Below are 17,080 nucleotides of genomic sequence, written 5' to 3' on the forward strand. Positions count from 1 at the left end.
CACTCCTTTGAGTTTACGTCTAGAGTTCTCGTGATTGGCCTTATAGAGAAAGCGGCAAGCAAATTCAACAAGCCATATAGCACGCTGAGGCTGCCACTCTTAACTTTCCCCTGCATTGATTTTTTGAAGCAGGGATATGCGTCACGCTTGGAATATTCCTGTGTCCCGCAATAATCGCGCGCCTGCATAAACATGCCCGTTTGAGCCCGCGAGTGATGGACCGCATCTTGGCACATGGTCTACGCGTGGAGGAAGCGGCGCATGCCACCGGGATCAGCGTGCGCACTGCCTACAACTGGCTCAGGTGGTGCAAGGAAGAAGGGGCAGCGGGGCTGATGGATCGATCCTCGCGGCCACGTCATTGCCCACACGCCACCCCGCAGCCCATCGTGGACCAGATACTTGAGCAACGCCGCTGCCGGCAAACTTACCGCCAGATCGCCGGGCAGCTTCCCGTGGCACCAAGCACCATCGCCCGGTTGCTGCGCCGTGCAGGCCTGCATCGGCTGGCCGAGCTGGAGCCAGCGCCGCCACACAACCGCTACGAATACGCCCAACCGGGGCAACTGCTGCATCTGGACATCAAGAAGCTGGCCCGCTTCCGCCAGCCCGGCCATCGGGTCACCGGCAACCTTCAGGTCAATTCCGATGGCATCGGCTGGGAGTACATCCATCTGGCCATCGACGACCATTCGCGGGTCGCCTTCGGCTGCATCGAGCCGGATGAACGCGGCATCAGCGCCTGCCGGGCGCTGATGAAAGCGGTTCGTTACTATCGGTGCGCTTTGCGCGTGCGCTGACCGACAACGGCGCCTGCTACACGTTCCGTCGCTTCCGCCGTTTGGTACGCCGGCTCGGCATGCGTCACCTACGCACCAAGCCGTATACCCCGCGCACCAACGGCAAAGCCGAGCGACTGGTGCAAACCACTCTGCGTGAATGGGCCTACGCGCGCTCCTACGTCAACTCCCAACAACGCGCCGACGCCTTCCCCGCCTGGGTGCATCACTACAACTGGCATCGCCCTCACGCAAGCCTCGGATACCTGTCGCCCATCTCCCGTATCCCAATGAACAACGTACTGGGTTTACACATCTAGGGATTGCCTGAACCCTGAAGGTGCATGCCGCCAGCGCGACAGTAGAAGCTACTCGGTACGCGGCGCCTCATAGTTCTGGCCAGGCTGCAGCGTCGTCACATAAGGGCCGTTCCAGTCACGGTCGAAGATGCGCGTTAGCGTCTCGGCCGGCCCTTTGCCTTTGACGAACACCGAGGCGTCCACTGCGGTGTTGAAGTAGCTCCACTCCCAGTTACCGGTGCCGATGACGCTGCTGCGGTCGTCGGCCACCGCGTACTTGGCGTGCTCGACCCGCGCGTAGGGAATGAAGCCCTGCGGCGCCGGCGGCAGGCGGCTGAACTTCACCGCGATGTTCGGCAGTGCGGCCAGGCTCTTCAGATACGCCTGCATCGGCTCGCGCAGCGCCCAGTCGGCGACGATGATGTGCACCTGCACGCCGCGTGCGGCGGCATCGCGGATGGCGCTGTCGACCGGCGCCCACCAGCCCTTGGGACCGAAGCTGCGGATCGCCGAGAGCGTCATCACCTGGATGCGCAGCGCATGCTGGCTGGCGCGGATCATCTCGACCAGCGCCGGCTCCTCGGCAGTGACCCATGCCGGCTGCAACGCCGGCGGGCTGAACGCGGGGAAGGCGGTCAGCGGTGCATCGCTGCCGGCGTCCAGCAGCACCGGATCGCTGGCAGTGACCGGAACGAAGTCCGGCGGCAGCACGCCGCGTGCCTGCGCCTTGGCCAAATCGCCCTCGTCGGCCAGGCGCCAGCTGTAGTCGAAGCTGGCGGCGAAGGTCCTGGCGAAGCGCGCGTCATCGATGCGCGCGCCGATCTCGTGGATCTGCTCCAGCGCACGCCAGTCCCAGTTCTGACTGCCGACGAACACGCTGGCATCGTCCACGATCATGTACTTGGCGTGCAGCACGCCGCCGGTCAGCGTATCGACCGGCAGCACCCGCACGGTGATGCCCGGCACCTTGCCCAGCCAGGCGACGCTGTCCGGGTTCTTGGCCAGGAAGGTGTGGTCGACCAGCAGGTGCACCGCCACCCCGGCACGGGCGCGGGCGGCCAGCGCGTCCAGTACCGGCGTCAGGCCGGTGCCGGGCTTCTCGGAGATGTAGAACGCGGCGATGTCGATGCGCTGCCTGGCGCCGTTGATCATCCCCAGCCAGGTCTGCTGGGTGCGCGGCACGCCGGGTTCGCCGTAGACGCTGGCCTCGGGCACGCTCTCGACGATCTGGAACTGCGAGGGCTGCGGCCGGGCCTCGGCACCGGTGACTGCCGACAGCAGCAGGCAGACCATGGCGGCGGACAGGAAACGGCGTGCGCGATGCGCGCTGGCGATGGAAGCGAGAGGCACGTTGGGTGTCCTTGCGGGAGCTTGGGAAGTGGACGCCGGGCGGCGATGCGCGTGCATGCTACCGGCAGCCGTCGTAGCTTGGCAGCCCGTTGCTGCAACACACGTGTCAGTGAGATGCCCCGGTGCCGATGGGTTCCGGATAGCTTGGCGCGGCCCTGTCCAGGCGCGTCAGCGCGTCAGGATAGAGCGCGCCGCCGATGCGCGCGCCGGTCGGGGCCGACCTCCATCGCTTGACGACTCACTGGCCGCATTGGATCGGGACGTTGCCATGCAGGGCTGCGCCGCGACCGACACGCCCGGCCGAGCAGCGGTTGCAGAAGAAACGCATCGCGGTCCAACGGCTCCCGCGACCGCGTCGCGCCATGCGGGAGGGTTCAAACGCGACCATCGGCGAATGCAGCCTGCGCCTGCGCAAACCACTGCCGCACCTGCTGGCGATGCGGCTCGCCCCAGCAGCGCACGAACTGCTGGGTGTGATGGTCGGTGGGATCGTTGAGCGCAGCGATACGTTGCGCGATATAGGCAGGCTCCAATCGCAGGCCGCAGTCGACCTCGATGCAGTGGCGCCACGCGGTGTAGCTATCGGGAATGATGGAAGAAGACATGAAGATCCCTGAAGTTCGGCACCCACCGCGGCGCAGCCCCCCGTGCGACGCACGTCGATGGTGGCCGGATGCGAACCGCGGCTGACTGACGGCAACGGCAGGCTTGCGCCCGTGATCGATTGTTCACTAATGTTATAGTGTAACTCAACCGATGCGCTGCATATGCGACCTGGCATTCCCCTGATCCTGTTGCTCCTCTTCGCCAGTTCGCCCGCCGCCGCTGCAATCCGCCACCACGGCCCGCATGTGCACGGCCAGGCCAACCTGGAGGTCGCCGTCGATGGCACGGCCGTGGACGTGCAGCTCAGTGCGCCCGGCATCGGCATCCTCGATTTCGAACACCCGACGCGCGACGCCGGCGAGCGCCAGCGTCTGCAGGCCGCGGTCGCCACCTTGCGCGGTGCAAGCTGGTTGCAGTTCCCGGTCGCGGCGGCCTGCTCGCTGCGCAGTGCGCAGGTCACCACCGAGGGCTACGACGTGGCGATGGCCGATCCGGACGAACCTGGCCACAGCCATGCAGAATTCCACGCCCACTACGCATTCAACTGCGCCCAGCCGACGCGACTCGATCACCTGCAGGTGTTGCTCCCGCAGCGTTTCCCGGGGCTGCACACGGCGGTGGTAGATGTCGCCACCGCTGCCGGGCAGGGCCGCACCGAGGTCGTGCCCGGGCAGACCCGGGTGAAGTTGCCGGAATGAACCAGCAGCCCGTCGTCGAACTGGCCGAGGTGCGCTTCGGCTATCCCGGCAGCGCCGCTCCGGTGCTGGACATCGCATCGTTCGCGCTGCCGCGTGGGCAACAACTGTTGCTGCGCGGCGCCAGCGGCTCGGGCAAGAGCACCTTGCTGGCGTTGATCGCCGGCGTGCTGCAGCCCACCACCGGCTGCGTGCGTGTGGCCGGTCAGGACCTGGCGGCGTTGCGCAAGGCCGCACACGACCGTTTTCGCGCCGACCACTGCGGCGTGGTCTTCCAGCAGTTCAACCTGCTGCCGTTCCTGAGCACCCGCGACAACATCGCACTGGGCCTGCAGTTCTCCGCGCGCCGCGGCCGGCTGGCACCAGGCACGCAGGCGTTGGACACGGAGATCGAACGGCTGATGGTCGCGCTGGGCCTGGACGTGGCGGCGCTGTGGTCGCGCCCGGCCGCCCGCCTCAGCGTCGGCCAGCAGCAACGCGTGGCCGCTGCGCGCGCGTTGATCGCGCGTCCGCCGTTGCTGCTCGCCGACGAGCCCACCTCCGCGCTCGACCCGTTGGCGGCGCAGGCCTTCCTGCAACTGCTGTTCGCAGAGTGCCGGCAAGGCGGCACCAGTTCGATCGTGGTCAGCCATGATCCGTCGATCGCACCGCTGTTCGACGCCCAGGCCGACCTGGCCACGCTCAACCGCGCCAGCGCCGGAGGGTCGCGATGACCCTGTTGAAGCTGGCCCTGGCCAGCCTGCGCAGCCGGCGCCTGGGCGTGGCGTTGACCGTGCTGGTGATCACCCTGAGCGTGACGCTGCTGCTGGGCGTGGAGCGGATCCGCACGCAGGCGCACGAGGGTTTTGCCAGCACGGTGTCGGGCACCGACCTGATCGTCGGCGCGCGCTCGGGCCCGGTGAACCTGTTGCTGTACTCGGTGTTCCATATCGGCGACGCCACCAATAACGTCTCCTGGAAGAGCTACCAGGACCTGAGCGCGATGCCCGAGGTGAAATGGGCGGTACCGCTGTCGCTGGGCGATTCCTACCGCGGCTACCGCGTGGTCGGCACCAGCACCGGATTCTTCGAGCACTATCACTACGGCGCCAAGCATCCCCTGGCGTTCGCGCAGGGCAGGGCATTCGACGACCTCTACGATGCGGTGATCGGCGCCGACGTCGCCGCCGCGCTCGGCCGCCACCTGGGAGACGAGATCGTCCTGACGCACGGTACCGGACGCATCAGTCTGGCCACCCATGCCGACAAGCCGTTCCGGATCGTCGGCATCCTGCGCCGCACCGGCACGCCGGTGGATTCCAGCGTGCTGGTCTCGCTGCAGGCGATCGAAGCGATCCATATCGACTGGCATTCCGGCGTGCGCCTGCCGGGCCAGCACGTCAGCGCGGCGCAGGCGCGGGCGATGGACCTGACCCCGGACACCATCACCGCCTTCATGCTCGGCCTGAAGACCCGCATCGCCACCTTCTCGGTGCAGCGGCGGATCAACGAGTACCCGGAAGAAGCGATGCTGGCGATCATGCCGGGCGTCACCCTGCAGCAGCTCTGGGGCACGCTGGGCACCGCCGAAGGCGCCTTGCGCATGATCGCCTCGCTGGTGGTGCTGCTCGGCCTGGTGTCGATGGTCGCGCTGCTGGTGGCCACGCTGCAGGAGCGCCGACGCGAGATGGCGATCCTGCGCGCGGTCGGCGCACGGCCGCGCGACATCGCCTGGCTGCTGTTGTTCGAGGCCGGCCTGGTCACAGTCGTGTCCTGCGCGCTGGCGCTGCTGGTGGTGACGGCGGCCAGCTGGCTGGCGCGCGGTTGGGTGCTGGAGCATTTCGGCCTGGCGATCAACCGCATCGGGCCCAGCGCGACGGAATGGGGCTGGCTCGGTTGCGTGCTGCTGGCCGGCGTGCTCGCCGGCATCGTGCCAGCCCTGCTGGCCTATCGCCGCACCCTGGCAGATGGCCTGTCGCCGGAGCTGTGAGCATGACGCGCTGGATCCTTCCCTTGCTGGCGCTCGCCGTGTTGTGCGGTTGCGGCCGGCAGCAATCCGCGGCCCCGGTGAAGGCGCAGGAAACAGCGGCGGCCCAGCCAGCGCCGGCCAACGACGCGGCGATCAACCCGCCGCTGGGCGAGCCCGACGCCGACGGCTATCGCGAGCTGGACTGGAGCGCGATGCTGCCACCGGCCGAGCTGAAGGCGCTGGAAAACAGCGATGAGGCGCCGGTCAACCACACCGGCAAGCGTGCGATGCCGCAGACCGGCACCTACAACACCGTGGCCGCCGTGCTGGCGCGCAAAGTGCGCCTGCCGGGCTATGTGGTGCCGCTGGACAGCGACGACGCCGGCCGCGTGCGCGAGTTCCTGTTCGTGCCGTACTACGGCGCTTGCATCCACGTGCCGCCCCCGCCGCCGAACCAGATCGTGCATGTGCGCCTGGACACCCCGATCGACCCACCCGACATGTACAGCCCGTTCTACCTGACCGGCCAACTGCGCGCCGAAACCCTCCACGGCGAACTCGCCGGCACCGCCTACACGATGGAGCAGGCGCACCTGCATCCTTATGAAAAAGGCTGATCGCCATTTCGCGCTGGTCGCGGTGCTGTGCCTGCTGGCGGCCTGCCACGGTGACGGCGGGAAGCAGCCGGACGCCACGCCGACACCATCACCGGTAGCGACGCACGCGACCGCAGCCGCCGACAGCGTCCCGGACACAGTGGAACGCTGGGAACAACTGGCGCCGGCCAACGACATCTACCAGCGTCCACCGCCGCGGATCAGCGCGTCCTGGCGAGGCGACGCCACGGTGATGGATCAGGCGGCGCCGGTCGACGATGGCCCGTCGGTGGTCAACGGCATGCCGATCGACCATTCCGGCACCCAACGCGCCGCGCAGTTCGGATCGTCGCAAGTGGTGAAGGGGCTGGAAGGCAAACGCTTCGCCCTGGACGGCTACGTGGTGCCGCTGGAAAGCGACGACGAGGGCAAGGTCAGCGAACTGCTGTTCGTTCCGTTCTATGGCGCCTGCATCCACGTACCACCGCCGCCACCGAACCAGATCCTGCACGTGGTGCTACGCACCCCGATCGACGTGCCCGAGCTGTGGGACCCGTTCCACCTGCAGGGGCGGCTGCATCTGGCCGACTTCAAGGCGGATATCGCCAATGCCACCTACGAGGCGGAGGACGCCACGATCACTCCGGTGCAGGGCTGAATGCGCGGATCTGTGCGCCTGAAGTCGCCCATGCTTTTGGCGATCGCGATCGCCGCCTGTGCGTTGGTTATTACCGGCGGCGTGCTGCTGACGTTACGCAAGCACGGGCACGTGGTATCAACACCGAATGCTGCTGCGACCACGGCGACCCATCCGCCAACTGTGCCCGCATTCCATGTCGCGCCATTGTCCGACGATGCAGCCGACAAGCGCATCACCACACTGCTGCAAAGCGACGCCGCATTCGCGCGCGACGCCACTTTCCTGATCGTGGCCAGCGTCCGCGAACGCTGCGCACCCGCCCATGCCGGCGAACTGGCGAAGATGGCCAACCGCGCCCGCCTGCCGGTATTGGCCGCGACGTCCGAGGTGACCGCACGCGAACCGGACCTGGACCATCCGATCTACCAGGCGATCCAGCGCATCGCCGCTGCCGCACCCTGCGGCCGCGCACTCGACCTGGCCGCGACCGGCCTGCCGCTGCAACTGGACCCAGAACGCTACGCGGCAGCGTTCCCCGACAGTTACTACCAACCGACGCTGGACACCGTGCCGCACGAATACGCCGGCCAGCCGCTGGGCGCCCGCGCGGCGCAGGAATGCCAGTCAATCGCCTACGCGGTGCTGCCGCTGGGCCGGGACGGCTGGCAGTGCAGGGCGCTGTGGTCCGGCGTGCGCCCGCGGATCGTCAAGGCCTGCGAGCAGGCCCGTAGCGAAGCCGGGCAAGGGGCTGGTGACGCGATTCCGCCCGAGGTCGCCAACCGGCTGACGCCGGTGGTGGCTGGCTTGCTGGAGAAGTTGCCGGAATCCTGTCGCTGAGCGCGCGCGTGCTTTCGCACGGCGGAAGCTAACGGCTCCGAAAGGCCGGAGTTGGCCAAGACAGAAGTTCGCGAAGCAGCTGATTAGAAAGGCTCCCACGCCACGTTATCGCGTCGGGCCTTACGTTGACGTGCCCCCGAACCCCTGCAACCGCACCTGGATGAACTCCAGTAACGCCCGAACCCGAGCAGTGACCGAATGACGGTGACTGTAGGCGCCAAGCAATTGCAGCGGTGCGGGGCTTAGATCCAACTGCACTTCCTGCAACCGGCCCGCGGCAAGATCGTCCTGGCACGGGTGGGCTGCAACGATCGCGAAGCCAAGTCCCTGGCGCGCGCCGGCCACAGCAAGCTCTCCGCTATTGACGCGGTAGCGGCTGCGCACAGGCACCTTCACGATCTCGCCCGCAGGATCGAGAAACTGCCAGGGCTGGCCCTTCAGTGCGCTCACGGTGGTGATGCAAGGCAAGGACTTGAGTTCGCGCACGTAGCGCGGCGTTCCGGTTCGGGCCAACAGCGCGGGGGACGCGACCACGATGCTGGGCAGTGTCGCCAGTTCGCGGGTAATGAACGCACTGTCATCCTGACGTCCGCGATGGAAGACGATGGAGAGGTCCATGTCCTCGCGCAACACTTCCAGGCCGGTCAGGCGCGTGTCGCATTCCAACTCAATGCCAGGATGAAGACTGCAGAATTCGGCAAGGATAGGCGCGAGCAGCCTGGGCGCTTCGTTGGGCATGCACATCCTGAGAGGCCCCTTCAAATCGCCCTGTACTGCGCCGAGCTCCTCCTCCGTGGACAGCAAGGCGTCGAGGACCGGTTTGGCGCGCTCGTAAACCAGCCTCCCGGCCTCCGTCATGCGCAGGTGGCGCGTGCTGCGTTCAAGCAAGCGAACGCCGAGCCTGCGCTCCAGTGCCGCGACGTGACGGCTGACGTTCGACGACGGCAGGGCCAGCAGGCGACTCGCGCCGGAAAAGCTCTGCTCGTCGACGACGGCCACGTAGACACGAACTGCATTCAGGTCGAGCTTGCTGCGCACCGTTATCCCACCTGAGGTATGAAAGCCCGCCATTTTTGCATGCTAGTTTGCGTAACTGGTGGAGACCAAGATGCACTCCCGTCCAACGGCTGCCCTGCAACGGCACGCCTGGACCAATCGAATCGGGATGCATCGGCATGGAGATCGGAATACTGGGTGGCGGCATCGCAGGCTTGAGCGTGGCCCTCGCGTTGCACAAGCAGGGGCACATGGTCCACGTCTATGAACGTCGGAACGGGCCGGCCACCATGGGTGCTGGCGTGACGCTTTGGCCCAACGCTGGCTTTGTGCTGCAAGAGTTGGGGTTATTGGAGGATGTCGCGGCAGCGGGCGGCCGGCCATTGTCAGTGCAGCGCAAGGACGCAGCGGGTAACTCGCTGGGAGGCCTGGACATCACGCTGCTGGACCGACTCATGGGCTACCCGACCCATACGATCCTGCGTCGGGACTTGCAGGCGGTGCTGCTGGACCACGTGGCACGCGCTGGTATCCAGGTGGAGTTCGGGCATCGCGCGGTAGCCATTGATCTGGATGCCGGCGATAAGGCCGTGGCGCGGTTCGAGAACGGGAAGCGTATCCGCCCGGACCTGCTTATCGGCGCGGATGGGCGCATGAACTCGGTGGCGCGCAGGTTCGTCGCAGGGGACAACACGCCCATTTACCAGGGCTTTGTGAACTGGATCGGCGTTGCACAGGGAAGTGGCGCGTTGGTGAGCGACCTCGCAATTCAGGACTACTGGGGGTCTGGCGATCGTTTCGGTTGCGTCCCGATCCGGACAGATCTGGTGTACTGGGCCGCCGCGCAGGCGCGGCCATTGCCCGAGGCGACGCCAGCAGCGGATCTGCGCAAGGAGGTGATGGATCTGTTTGCAGGATGGCCCGAACCTGTCGCGCGCCTCATCGAGGCCACGCCGGCGCACACCATCCAGCTGATTGCCGTCCATGACGTGGAGCCGCTGCACACATGGAGCCGAGCAAATGTGCTGCTCGTAGGAGATGCGGCGCACGCGCCGCTGCCGACCTCGGGCCAGGGCGCCTGTCAGGCATTGGAAGACGCCTGGCATCTGGCGCGGTGCCTCGCTGGCGCCGACGGTGGCCTTGATGAAGCACTGCCACGCTTCGCCGCAGTCCGCGGACCAAAGACCTTAAAGCTGGCAGAGCAGGGCCGAATGTTCGCACGCGGCCTTTTCGCCCAAGACCCCGAAACCTGCCGTCTTCGCAATGAGCGCGCCAAGGCGTCCGATCCAGTGCGCGATGCCCAGGCCATGGCGGCAACATGGTCGCAGGGGTTGCCGATGGCCGACTGCCTTGACCGGGCGCCGGCCAACGGTGCTGGCAGTCTGTATCGTCTATGACAGACGATTTTGATCCGGGCGTAGCATGGTATTTCTGGCCGCCCGAGCCAAAGATCAGCAGTTTATCGCCTCTCGTTCGTCCACTCTTCGTGGGAGAAAAAAGTGCGGGCTAAGCCGGAAGGCATGTCAACGAGGGCGCTCAGTCTTTAGCTGACCCGCAGCTCTGAGAAGCCCAAGTGCCCACTCGACGCGGTCTGATGCAGTGTCGACCAAGTTGCCGGGGTCTTCTCCCAGCAGCGCTCGAAGTTGATGCGGGGCGAAGACCAGGTCGACGAAGTTGCGTGCCAACGTGGACGGGTCGGCAGGTTGATCCGGGCCATCGAGAATCGCCACGCGGACGCGCTGCAGCCCGCCCTCCCAACCGATCCGGTTGACCTCAGTGGCAAGCGCCGGCGCTCGGATGGACGTGCCGACGACCAAACGCATCATGGCCACTGTCTCGGGTTGCAAGGCGTGCGCGAGTATTCCTTGACCTGCGAGCCTTAGCCGCCCCTCCAGATCCATCGGGACGCTGGCAGGGGCGGGCGCGGGCTGCGTCTCGACATCACGGCGAATCACCGCCTCGAAGATGGCGTCTTTGTTGGCATAGCGGGCATAAAGACTTGCCTTTCCTGCGCCCGCCAATCGCGCAATGTCTTCACACGAGGTGTGCTCGAAGCCGCGTTCCAGAAAAAGTTGCAATGCCGCGTCGAGTAGGCGCCGCTCGACATCGCCCGCCTTATCTAGCGGCGGCCTCCCGCCTTTGGATTTCTGCTTCGCAGTTTTCATCGACGAAAAGTTACACGGCGCTTGCGCTTTCAACAACTGAACGATATCGTTCAGTTGTTCTCTGCACGAGCCCTGGGCTGCACGTTGCATCGCAGCCGATGTGACAGGGCGCTTGTCTCTTCTATTGCACTGGCCATCCGCGGGTTTCGGCGCAAAAAGAGTCAAGCGAGAACGATGTGTCGAACGCCGGTCTGAATTCGCGGGTTGTCGTCGCCGGCGCCTTGACCCAGCTGGATAACGATCGCTACTGCGCGCGAACTTGGCAGACCGATCGTCGGACCCTAACCAGAACGTATGCATCGGGAGCCTAAAATGACGGACGCCATTGCACCGTTTCAGATCCACGTCTCACAGTCAGAACTCGATGACCTCCAGCAACGTCTCGGGCAAACCCGCTGGCCCAGCGCGGAAACGGTGAGCGACCAGAGCCAGGGCCCACAAGTCGAGCGCATTCGACGTCTGGTCGACCGCTGGCAGACTGGCTACGACTGGCGCGTAACGGAGAAGCTTCTGAATGGCTGGAACAGCAGTCGCACTACCATTGACGGATTGGATATCCATTTCCTTCATGTGCGCTCCCCGGAACCGGATGCGCTTCCATTGCTGTTGACGCATGGATGGCCGGGATCCATTCTTGAGTTTCGTGAGGTCATCGGCGCACTGAGTGACCCGGTAGCCAATGGCGGTAAAGCGTCGGACGCCTTTCATTTGGTGATTCCGTCGTTGCCTGGCTTTGGTTTCTCCGGGAAACCCGTCACCAGCGGATGGGGAGTAGGGCGAACGGCGATGGCATGGGTCCAGTTGATGCAGCGGCTGGGCTACGGCAAGCGGTGGGGTGCCCAGGGTGGCGACTGGGGCAGTGCGATCACGACAGCACTTGGATTTATGCAGCCGCCAGGCTTGGTCGGCATCCATCTGAACATGGTGATGTTCGACCCGAGCGCAGAGGAGATCGCCAACGCCACGCCTGCTGAGAAGAGGATGCTCGATGACGCCAAGCGCTACTACACAGAATTTTCCGGCTACATGCGGCTTCAAAGCACGCGGCCGCAATCTGTGAGTTTCGGCTTGGCTGATTCTCCGACCGGCTTGGCTGCCTGGATCTATGCGCTCTTTCAGGACGTCTCCCAAAGCAACGGCGAACCCGAAAAAGTGGTCACATTGGACCATCTCATCGACGACATCATGTTGTACTGGCTCCCCAATGCAGGCCCAAGCTCCGCGCGGTTTTATTGGGAAGCCGCGCATGAAATAGGGACAGCGATGCCTTCGCACGCGATGCGGACGCCAACGGGCATCAGCATGCTTCCAGGAGAACAGGTGCGTATTTCCCGGCAATGGGCAAAGCGACGCTTTGAGGATTTACGTTTCTTTGGAGAAGCGGAGCGGGGCGGGCATTTCGCTGCAATGGAAAATCCGTCCGCTTTTGCTGATCACGTGCGAGAGACCTTTCGGTCGCTTCGATGATGGTTGGCGGATTGGATGGATCCAGAGCGTTGGAGATCGCCATGGCGATCGCGTCACCATAGATGCCGACGGTGACCGGATTGTTGGAGACGTTACCGGAATCCTGTCGCTAAGCGCGGTTGCGGTTGTGCTGCGAGCGTAAACTGCTCCGAGCGCCACTTCTCAGGCTTCTCATTGCGCGCAGCGTGACGAGCAGCGCTTACGCATCCCGAAGCAGAAAGCGCCCAAAAAGCGCTGCTCATTGAGCTTCAGCACATGCAGGAAGCGACGCCGCTTGAGCGCGACACTTTTACCCAACGTGGGCGCGCCAGGGAAGATCGGGCACATGCGAAGGTAGATCGGGCGTGCTAGGAGACCAAAGAGGCTCATCAATTGAGAGCGAACAGGTAGGGTACGGTCCAAGCAAAGGACACGAACCGGAGAAGCTGCTGACGCGTTTCTAGCCGCATCCAATACAGGCGCGCCCGTGCCAGGCGAACATGTAATTTCGCAATCTTGGTACTAGTTAGCAGGTGTTGCGCGCCAAGAGCCATGGACACATGGTGTCGGCGATAGCATTTGGCCTTAGAGCGTGTTGCCTGGTCGCTGCCCACGCGTCTGTTGCCATCGCTTGCCGGCTTGGGCGCAACGACTTCACCTCAATCTAGGCGAAGTTTCCCGCCGGTCTGTTGCGCACTTCGACTACCACCTGACCTCAGTTCTCCCGGTTGCCGCGGGCGCCCGTCGATCTAGGAGTTGACAAAATCCAAGTTTGGAACAATCATCAGCTTTACAAATCCACGATTGGGAACCGGCAAGTGGACAAACTGGCAAGTCCCTCAGATATCTCCCACGAGTTGGCGCCTAGTCGCCTGAGCATTGTCGCGCAGGTGATGTTGGATGTTCTGGACAAGGCGCTGCTCGATACGAACACCGAACACGATTGCGCGTACACCCGCGGCACGCTCCCCTGGGGTCGTATCCGGAATGCGCTGAAGCAGTTGATCGCGACGCGGCGATATCCCTGGTTGAGTTTGAAGCACGGCGGCAATGACCTCCTGATCGGCATCGGCCCCCATCCTGTTCGGTTTTTTCTGGATGACCACCTTAATCCTCGCAAGCTTCGAGTGCTGAACCCCACCGAGAGTGAGGCAATCCAGCTTGAGCTCTTGCCCCAGTCCGGAGACAAGTCGGTCGATCTGTGGCGATTCATTGTCGAGCGCGCACTGACCGAGGACGACGAGCATCAGGTCTTCTTTGTCGGTTACAACCGAATGACTGAAGTGGTCGCGCAGTGGCAGTACAGCGAGTCGGTGCGTTCGCTCCATGCGGTGGACGATCACATCCCGGCAGCGGCTGAACTCGCGCCGCTCGACCTGACTCCTATTTACGACGAAGTAGCAACATCCGGTGATTCCTATGAAGCCAACGCAAACGCCGACGCAGTTGGTGACCGAGACCTTTAATGGCGGACAGCTTCGACTCGCGCGTCACTTTTGGGGCAAGACACTCAACGACGTAGCGGTCGATATCGACAAAACCCGTCAGTACGTCTCCCAACTGGAAACCGGAAAAGCAAAACCTCGATCAGATGACCCGATAGTTCTTTCGTTAGCGGATTCGCTCCAGGTCATGCCGGCATTCTTCTACAAGACTGCCGGTACTTTATTGTCTGAAGACCAGGCGCACTTCAGGAAATTGGCCACCACCAAGACCAGCACGCGGCAACGGGTGCTAGCGATGGGCACCATATTCGACCAACTCGTGGAGTTCTTCGACACGAAGGTGAGGTTGCCGGATGTCAATTTCCCGGATGAGTCCGGCGCTCACACGGCGGAAGAGATAGAGCTTGCGGCGGAAAGAGTGCGTCGCCATTGGTCACTGGGCGTAGGCCCAATCGCCCATATGGTGCGCGTGGTGGAGAGTGCGGGCGCCGTTGTGGCGTTCTTCAATGACGCCTCGACCGAGGTTGATGCTCTCTCGATCACGTCGCGGCGCCCGGTCATCGTCCGCAACGACGCCAAAGCCAGCCCGTTTCGGATGCGTTTTGACATAGCCCACGAGCTGGGGCATTTGGTCTTGCACGAAGGGCAGGTAACCGGGGATCGCAAGACCGAATCGGAAGCCAATCGATTCGCTTCGGCATTCCTCCTTCCCCGATCGACATTCCTGAAGGTTTTTCCCAAACGCGGAACCCGCATCGACTGGGCCGGTATTCGTGCGCTGAAGCTGGAGTTCCAAGTCAGCAAGGCGGCGATCTTGTATCGGGCCAAGTCCTTGGAACTGCTCGATGACGATCAGTACCGAGGTGCTGTGATTACCCTGAAGAACCGCGGCGAGGCTATTCAGGAGGCCGAAGACGCGTTCAGCCAGAAGGAAGAAGCGGAGATCGTAACCAAAGCGTTGGAAGTCCTTCGCATCCATCACAAGCTCGGTCGGGAGGCGGTGGCCAAGCAGTTGCACGTGAACCCCGCGCTACTCGCTCAGATTTTGCCCGTTAGCCCGGAGATTACCGAACCAACGCGGACGAAGCCCGTGTTACAGCTAGTGAAGTAACCCCACCAGAAGCATCGCAATGAGCAAAGGCCTAGACAGAACCGTATCCGTGTACTGCCTGTTGCTGCTCATAGACACCGCGGTCATTGCTATGAAGTATGGCTTCTAGCTGTCTACAAAAGCTTGGTCGATCCAAACTAAGCTTTTAAGACAATTTGGAGTCCGGGGGGGGGCTTGATGTGGGCCGATAACGAGACCGAACGTGATTTCCTGAACTTCTCTGGTGTGGCGGACACCATCGCCGAAATCATCGCGCAGGCTCAGGGTAAGCCGATTTCAATCGGCGTGTCCGGGCAATGGGGCAGGGGCAAGTCGTCGCTGATCAAACTGACACGAGCATCTTTGACGGGCCGTTCTAAGAAGAGCGGTGATCGGGACTTTGTTTTCGTGGAGTTCAATGCCTGGCTTTATCAGGGCTATGACGATGCGCGTGCGGCACTGATGGACGTTGTCGCCGAGAAGCTGCAGGAAGAAGCTGAAAAGCGGGGCAAGGGCAAGAGCAAGGTCCTGGAGTTCATCAAACGGATCAAGTGGTTTCGCGCCGCCAAGCTGGTAACTGGGGACGCCATTGCGTTGGCCTTGGGGCTGGCTCCAACCGGCGTGCTGGGCGGGCTCTTGCGTACGGCGAAAGGCATGGCCGATGGTGTGAGTCAGAAGGAGTTCGAGAAGGGTAAGGAGCAAGCCAAGGCAGCAGCCGACGAGGCTGGCTTCCTGCTGGGGGCCAAACCCGACGACTCTCCTCCTAAGGAAATTCAGGCGCTTCGCGATAGCTTTGAGGAAGCCCTGGAAGAGCTCGGCATCACACTGGTCGTATTGATCGACGACTTGGACCGATGCTTGCCGCCCACCACCATCTCGACGCTCGAGGCTATCCGGCTCTTCCTGTTCTTGAAGAACACGGCGTTTGTGATCGCTGCCGATGATGGAATGATCAAACACGCGGTGCGCAAGCATTTCGAAGGTCTTGAAGACGATACGTTGATCACCAACTACTTCGACAAGCTTATTCAGGTGCCCATCCGTGTGCCCGCACTGGGGACTCAGGAAGTTCGGGCGTACATGATGATGTTGTTCGTAGACAACAGCGAGCTTGAGGCATCTGTCAAGGAGATTATTCATCAGAAGGTCGGAGAGCGTCTGCGCCAGAGCTGGCTCGGAAAGCGCGTGGATCGTGCTTTCATCCAATCGCTGGAAATTGACCTTCCCCCTAGTTTGCTCGGTCAGCTGGACACAGCGGATCGGTTGGCGCCTTTGATGCTTGCCGCGTCGGACATTTCGGGCAACCCGCGCCTGATTAAGCGGTTTCTCAACGCGCTTTCGATACGAATGACGATTTCGAAGGCTCAAGGAGTCGGCGTCGATGAGGCCGTTCTCGCTAAGCTGCTGCTGTTTGAGCGCCTGGGCGATCCAAAGGCTTACGCCCAACTCATTGCTTCGGTAAGCTCGCATGACAGCGGTCACCCAACAATACTGGCGGAATGGGAGGAGAAAGCTGCCAGTGGTGGTGCTGTCGAATTGGCTGCACCTTGGCAAGGGTCTTTCGTGCAAGAGTGGTTGACGTTGCCGCCTGCGTTGGCGAAAGAAGATCTTCGTGGCGCGCTATACGTTGGCCGGGAACATGCGCCTCTGATCATGCCCGAAGACAGGCTGTCGTCAGACGCTGCGGACGTGTTGACTGGATTGCTGGCGAGCCCAGACATGGCGGGTGCACTGAAACCACGCTTGGCGGCCATCAGCCGTCCCGAGATTGCCATCATGATGGATCGCCTTTTGGATCGGGCCCGGCAGGAGCAGCAGTGGGGCGTTCCAGAGATCTTGGAGGCTTGCTTGATCGTGGGGGAGCACGATCCTGCCCAGGGGCTACGGTTGGCGTCCTTCCTTCGTGATCGGCCGATCGCGCAGATCCAAGCCAGCATCGTGCCGAAGGTCGATGGCCAACCATGGGCGGACAGTCTTTTCGATCACTGGCTCAGACAAGGAGTCGGTGGTCCAGCGAAGAAAGCAATCCAGCAAAGGACGAGCTGATGGGAACCTCTCAGAGCAGTAAAGGGCCAGGGCCGGGCGTGCCGATGATTCCACCGTGGGCGGACGACTCGGCGTCAGGTGGTCCACCTGAGGATGATCCTGGGCAGAACGGACAAGACGGACAGGACGGACAGCCTGGTGA

The 17,080-nt window shown here is 63.3% G+C and carries 15 protein-coding genes and 1 pseudogene; 12 read left to right on the forward strand and 4 right to left on the reverse strand.

Annotated features, from left to right (window positions below):
• Positions 1-215: 215 nt before the first annotated feature.
• Positions 216-1,099, forward strand: a pseudogene (locus FHR66_RS08945) (IS481 family transposase).
• A 48-nt stretch (positions 1,100-1,147) separates the two neighbouring features.
• Here FHR66_RS08945 and FHR66_RS08950 read toward each other — a convergent pair.
• Positions 1,148-2,428, reverse strand: coding sequence for a phospholipase D-like domain-containing protein (locus tag FHR66_RS08950; protein ID WP_343160676.1), 1,281 nt, complete (start codon positions 2,426-2,428; stop codon positions 1,148-1,150).
• Positions 2,429-2,802: 374 nt separating this feature from the next.
• Positions 2,803-3,033, reverse strand: coding sequence for a hypothetical protein (locus FHR66_RS08955; RefSeq protein WP_160968033.1), 231 nt, complete (start codon positions 3,031-3,033; stop codon positions 2,803-2,805).
• Between the two features lie 189 nt (positions 3,034-3,222).
• Between FHR66_RS08955 and FHR66_RS08960 the strand changes: the two genes are divergently transcribed.
• From FHR66_RS08960 to FHR66_RS08985, 6 genes are read left to right on the forward strand one after another with little or no spacing between them, the layout of a single operon-like run.
• On the forward strand, positions 3,223-3,732 hold the full coding sequence (locus FHR66_RS08960) for a ZrgA family zinc uptake protein (protein ID WP_160968031.1): 510 nt from the start codon (positions 3,223-3,225) through the stop codon (positions 3,730-3,732).
• The gene (locus FHR66_RS08965) at positions 3,729-4,442 is read left to right on the forward strand and encodes an ABC transporter ATP-binding protein (protein ID WP_160968029.1); all 714 of its coding nucleotides are present in this window, start codon (positions 3,729-3,731) and stop codon (positions 4,440-4,442) included. Before FHR66_RS08960 ends, FHR66_RS08965 begins: the two co-directional genes overlap by 4 nt.
• Before the next feature lie 2 nt (positions 4,443-4,444).
• A complete protein-coding gene (locus tag FHR66_RS08970) occupies positions 4,445-5,698 on the forward strand; it encodes an FtsX-like permease family protein (protein ID WP_202394819.1) in 1,254 nt (417 codons plus the stop codon).
• 2 nt (positions 5,699-5,700) lie between these two features.
• Positions 5,701-6,294, forward strand: a complete 594-nt coding sequence (locus FHR66_RS08975; RefSeq protein WP_160968025.1) for a DUF3299 domain-containing protein — start codon at positions 5,701-5,703, stop codon at positions 6,292-6,294.
• On the forward strand, positions 6,281-6,931 hold the full coding sequence (locus FHR66_RS08980; protein ID WP_237475361.1) for a DUF3299 domain-containing protein: 651 nt from the start codon (positions 6,281-6,283) through the stop codon (positions 6,929-6,931). The genes FHR66_RS08975 and FHR66_RS08980 overlap by 14 nt, the downstream gene beginning before the upstream one ends.
• Positions 6,932-6,943: 12 nt before the next feature.
• On the forward strand, positions 6,944-7,750 hold the full coding sequence (locus FHR66_RS08985; RefSeq protein WP_237475360.1) for a hypothetical protein: 807 nt from the start codon (positions 6,944-6,946) through the stop codon (positions 7,748-7,750).
• 120 nt (positions 7,751-7,870) lie between these two features.
• Here the strand turns inward: FHR66_RS08985 and FHR66_RS08990 are convergent, their stop codons facing one another.
• Positions 7,871-8,788, reverse strand: coding sequence for a LysR substrate-binding domain-containing protein (locus tag FHR66_RS08990; RefSeq protein ID WP_160968023.1), 918 nt, complete (start codon positions 8,786-8,788; stop codon positions 7,871-7,873).
• Positions 8,789-8,925: 137 nt separating this feature from the next.
• Here FHR66_RS08990 and FHR66_RS08995 point away from each other — a divergent pair, with 137 nt between their 5' ends.
• On the forward strand, positions 8,926-10,143 hold the full coding sequence (locus FHR66_RS08995) for an FAD-dependent monooxygenase (protein ID WP_160968021.1): 1,218 nt from the start codon (positions 8,926-8,928) through the stop codon (positions 10,141-10,143).
• A 126-nt stretch (positions 10,144-10,269) separates the two neighbouring features.
• Here the strand turns inward: FHR66_RS08995 and FHR66_RS09000 are convergent, their stop codons facing one another.
• Complete coding sequence (locus FHR66_RS09000; protein WP_160968087.1) at positions 10,270-10,911, reverse strand: TetR/AcrR family transcriptional regulator; 642 nt, start codon at positions 10,909-10,911, stop codon at positions 10,270-10,272.
• Between the two features lie 312 nt (positions 10,912-11,223).
• Here FHR66_RS09000 and FHR66_RS09005 point away from each other — a divergent pair, with 312 nt between their 5' ends.
• The 4 genes from FHR66_RS09005 (at position 11,224) to FHR66_RS09020 (ending at position 16,938) form a co-directional block, all read left to right on the forward strand.
• Positions 11,224-12,378 carry an epoxide hydrolase family protein gene (locus FHR66_RS09005; RefSeq protein ID WP_160968019.1) on the forward strand — a complete coding sequence of 385 codons (1,155 nt, stop codon included), beginning with the start codon at positions 11,224-11,226 and terminating at the stop codon, positions 12,376-12,378.
• Between the two features lie 797 nt (positions 12,379-13,175).
• The gene (locus tag FHR66_RS09010) at positions 13,176-13,823 is read left to right on the forward strand and encodes a hypothetical protein (RefSeq protein ID WP_009602080.1); all 648 of its coding nucleotides are present in this window, start codon (positions 13,176-13,178) and stop codon (positions 13,821-13,823) included.
• Positions 13,807-14,913, forward strand: coding sequence for a helix-turn-helix domain-containing protein (locus FHR66_RS09015; RefSeq protein WP_343160675.1), 1,107 nt, complete (start codon positions 13,807-13,809; stop codon positions 14,911-14,913). Before FHR66_RS09010 ends, FHR66_RS09015 begins: the two co-directional genes overlap by 17 nt.
• Positions 14,914-15,090: 177 nt before the next feature.
• Positions 15,091-16,938, forward strand: coding sequence for a KAP family P-loop NTPase fold protein (locus tag FHR66_RS09020; RefSeq protein ID WP_160968018.1), 1,848 nt, complete (start codon positions 15,091-15,093; stop codon positions 16,936-16,938).
• The last annotated feature ends 142 nt before the right edge of the window (positions 16,939-17,080 follow it).

The organism is Xanthomonas sp. F4 (assembly GCF_011761895.1).

Coding starts and splice junctions, on each gene's coding strand:
- FHR66_RS09005 (WP_160968019.1), top strand. CDS start 11,224: ATGACGGACGCCATTGCACCGTTTCAGATCCACGTCTCACAGTCAGAA.
- FHR66_RS08980 (WP_237475361.1), top strand. CDS start 6,281: ATGAAAAAGGCTGATCGCCATTTCGCGCTGGTCGCGGTGCTGTGCCTG.
- FHR66_RS08955 (WP_160968033.1), bottom strand. CDS start 3,033: ATGTCTTCTTCCATCATTCCCGATAGCTACACCGCGTGGCGCCACTGC.
- FHR66_RS09020 (WP_160968018.1), top strand. CDS start 15,091: ATGTGGGCCGATAACGAGACCGAACGTGATTTCCTGAACTTCTCTGGT.
- FHR66_RS09000 (WP_160968087.1), bottom strand. CDS start 10,911: ATGAAAACTGCGAAGCAGAAATCCAAAGGCGGGAGGCCGCCGCTAGAT.
- FHR66_RS08975 (WP_160968025.1), top strand. CDS start 5,701: ATGACGCGCTGGATCCTTCCCTTGCTGGCGCTCGCCGTGTTGTGCGGT.
- FHR66_RS08965 (WP_160968029.1), top strand. CDS start 3,729: ATGAACCAGCAGCCCGTCGTCGAACTGGCCGAGGTGCGCTTCGGCTAT.
- FHR66_RS08995 (WP_160968021.1), top strand. CDS start 8,926: ATGGAGATCGGAATACTGGGTGGCGGCATCGCAGGCTTGAGCGTGGCC.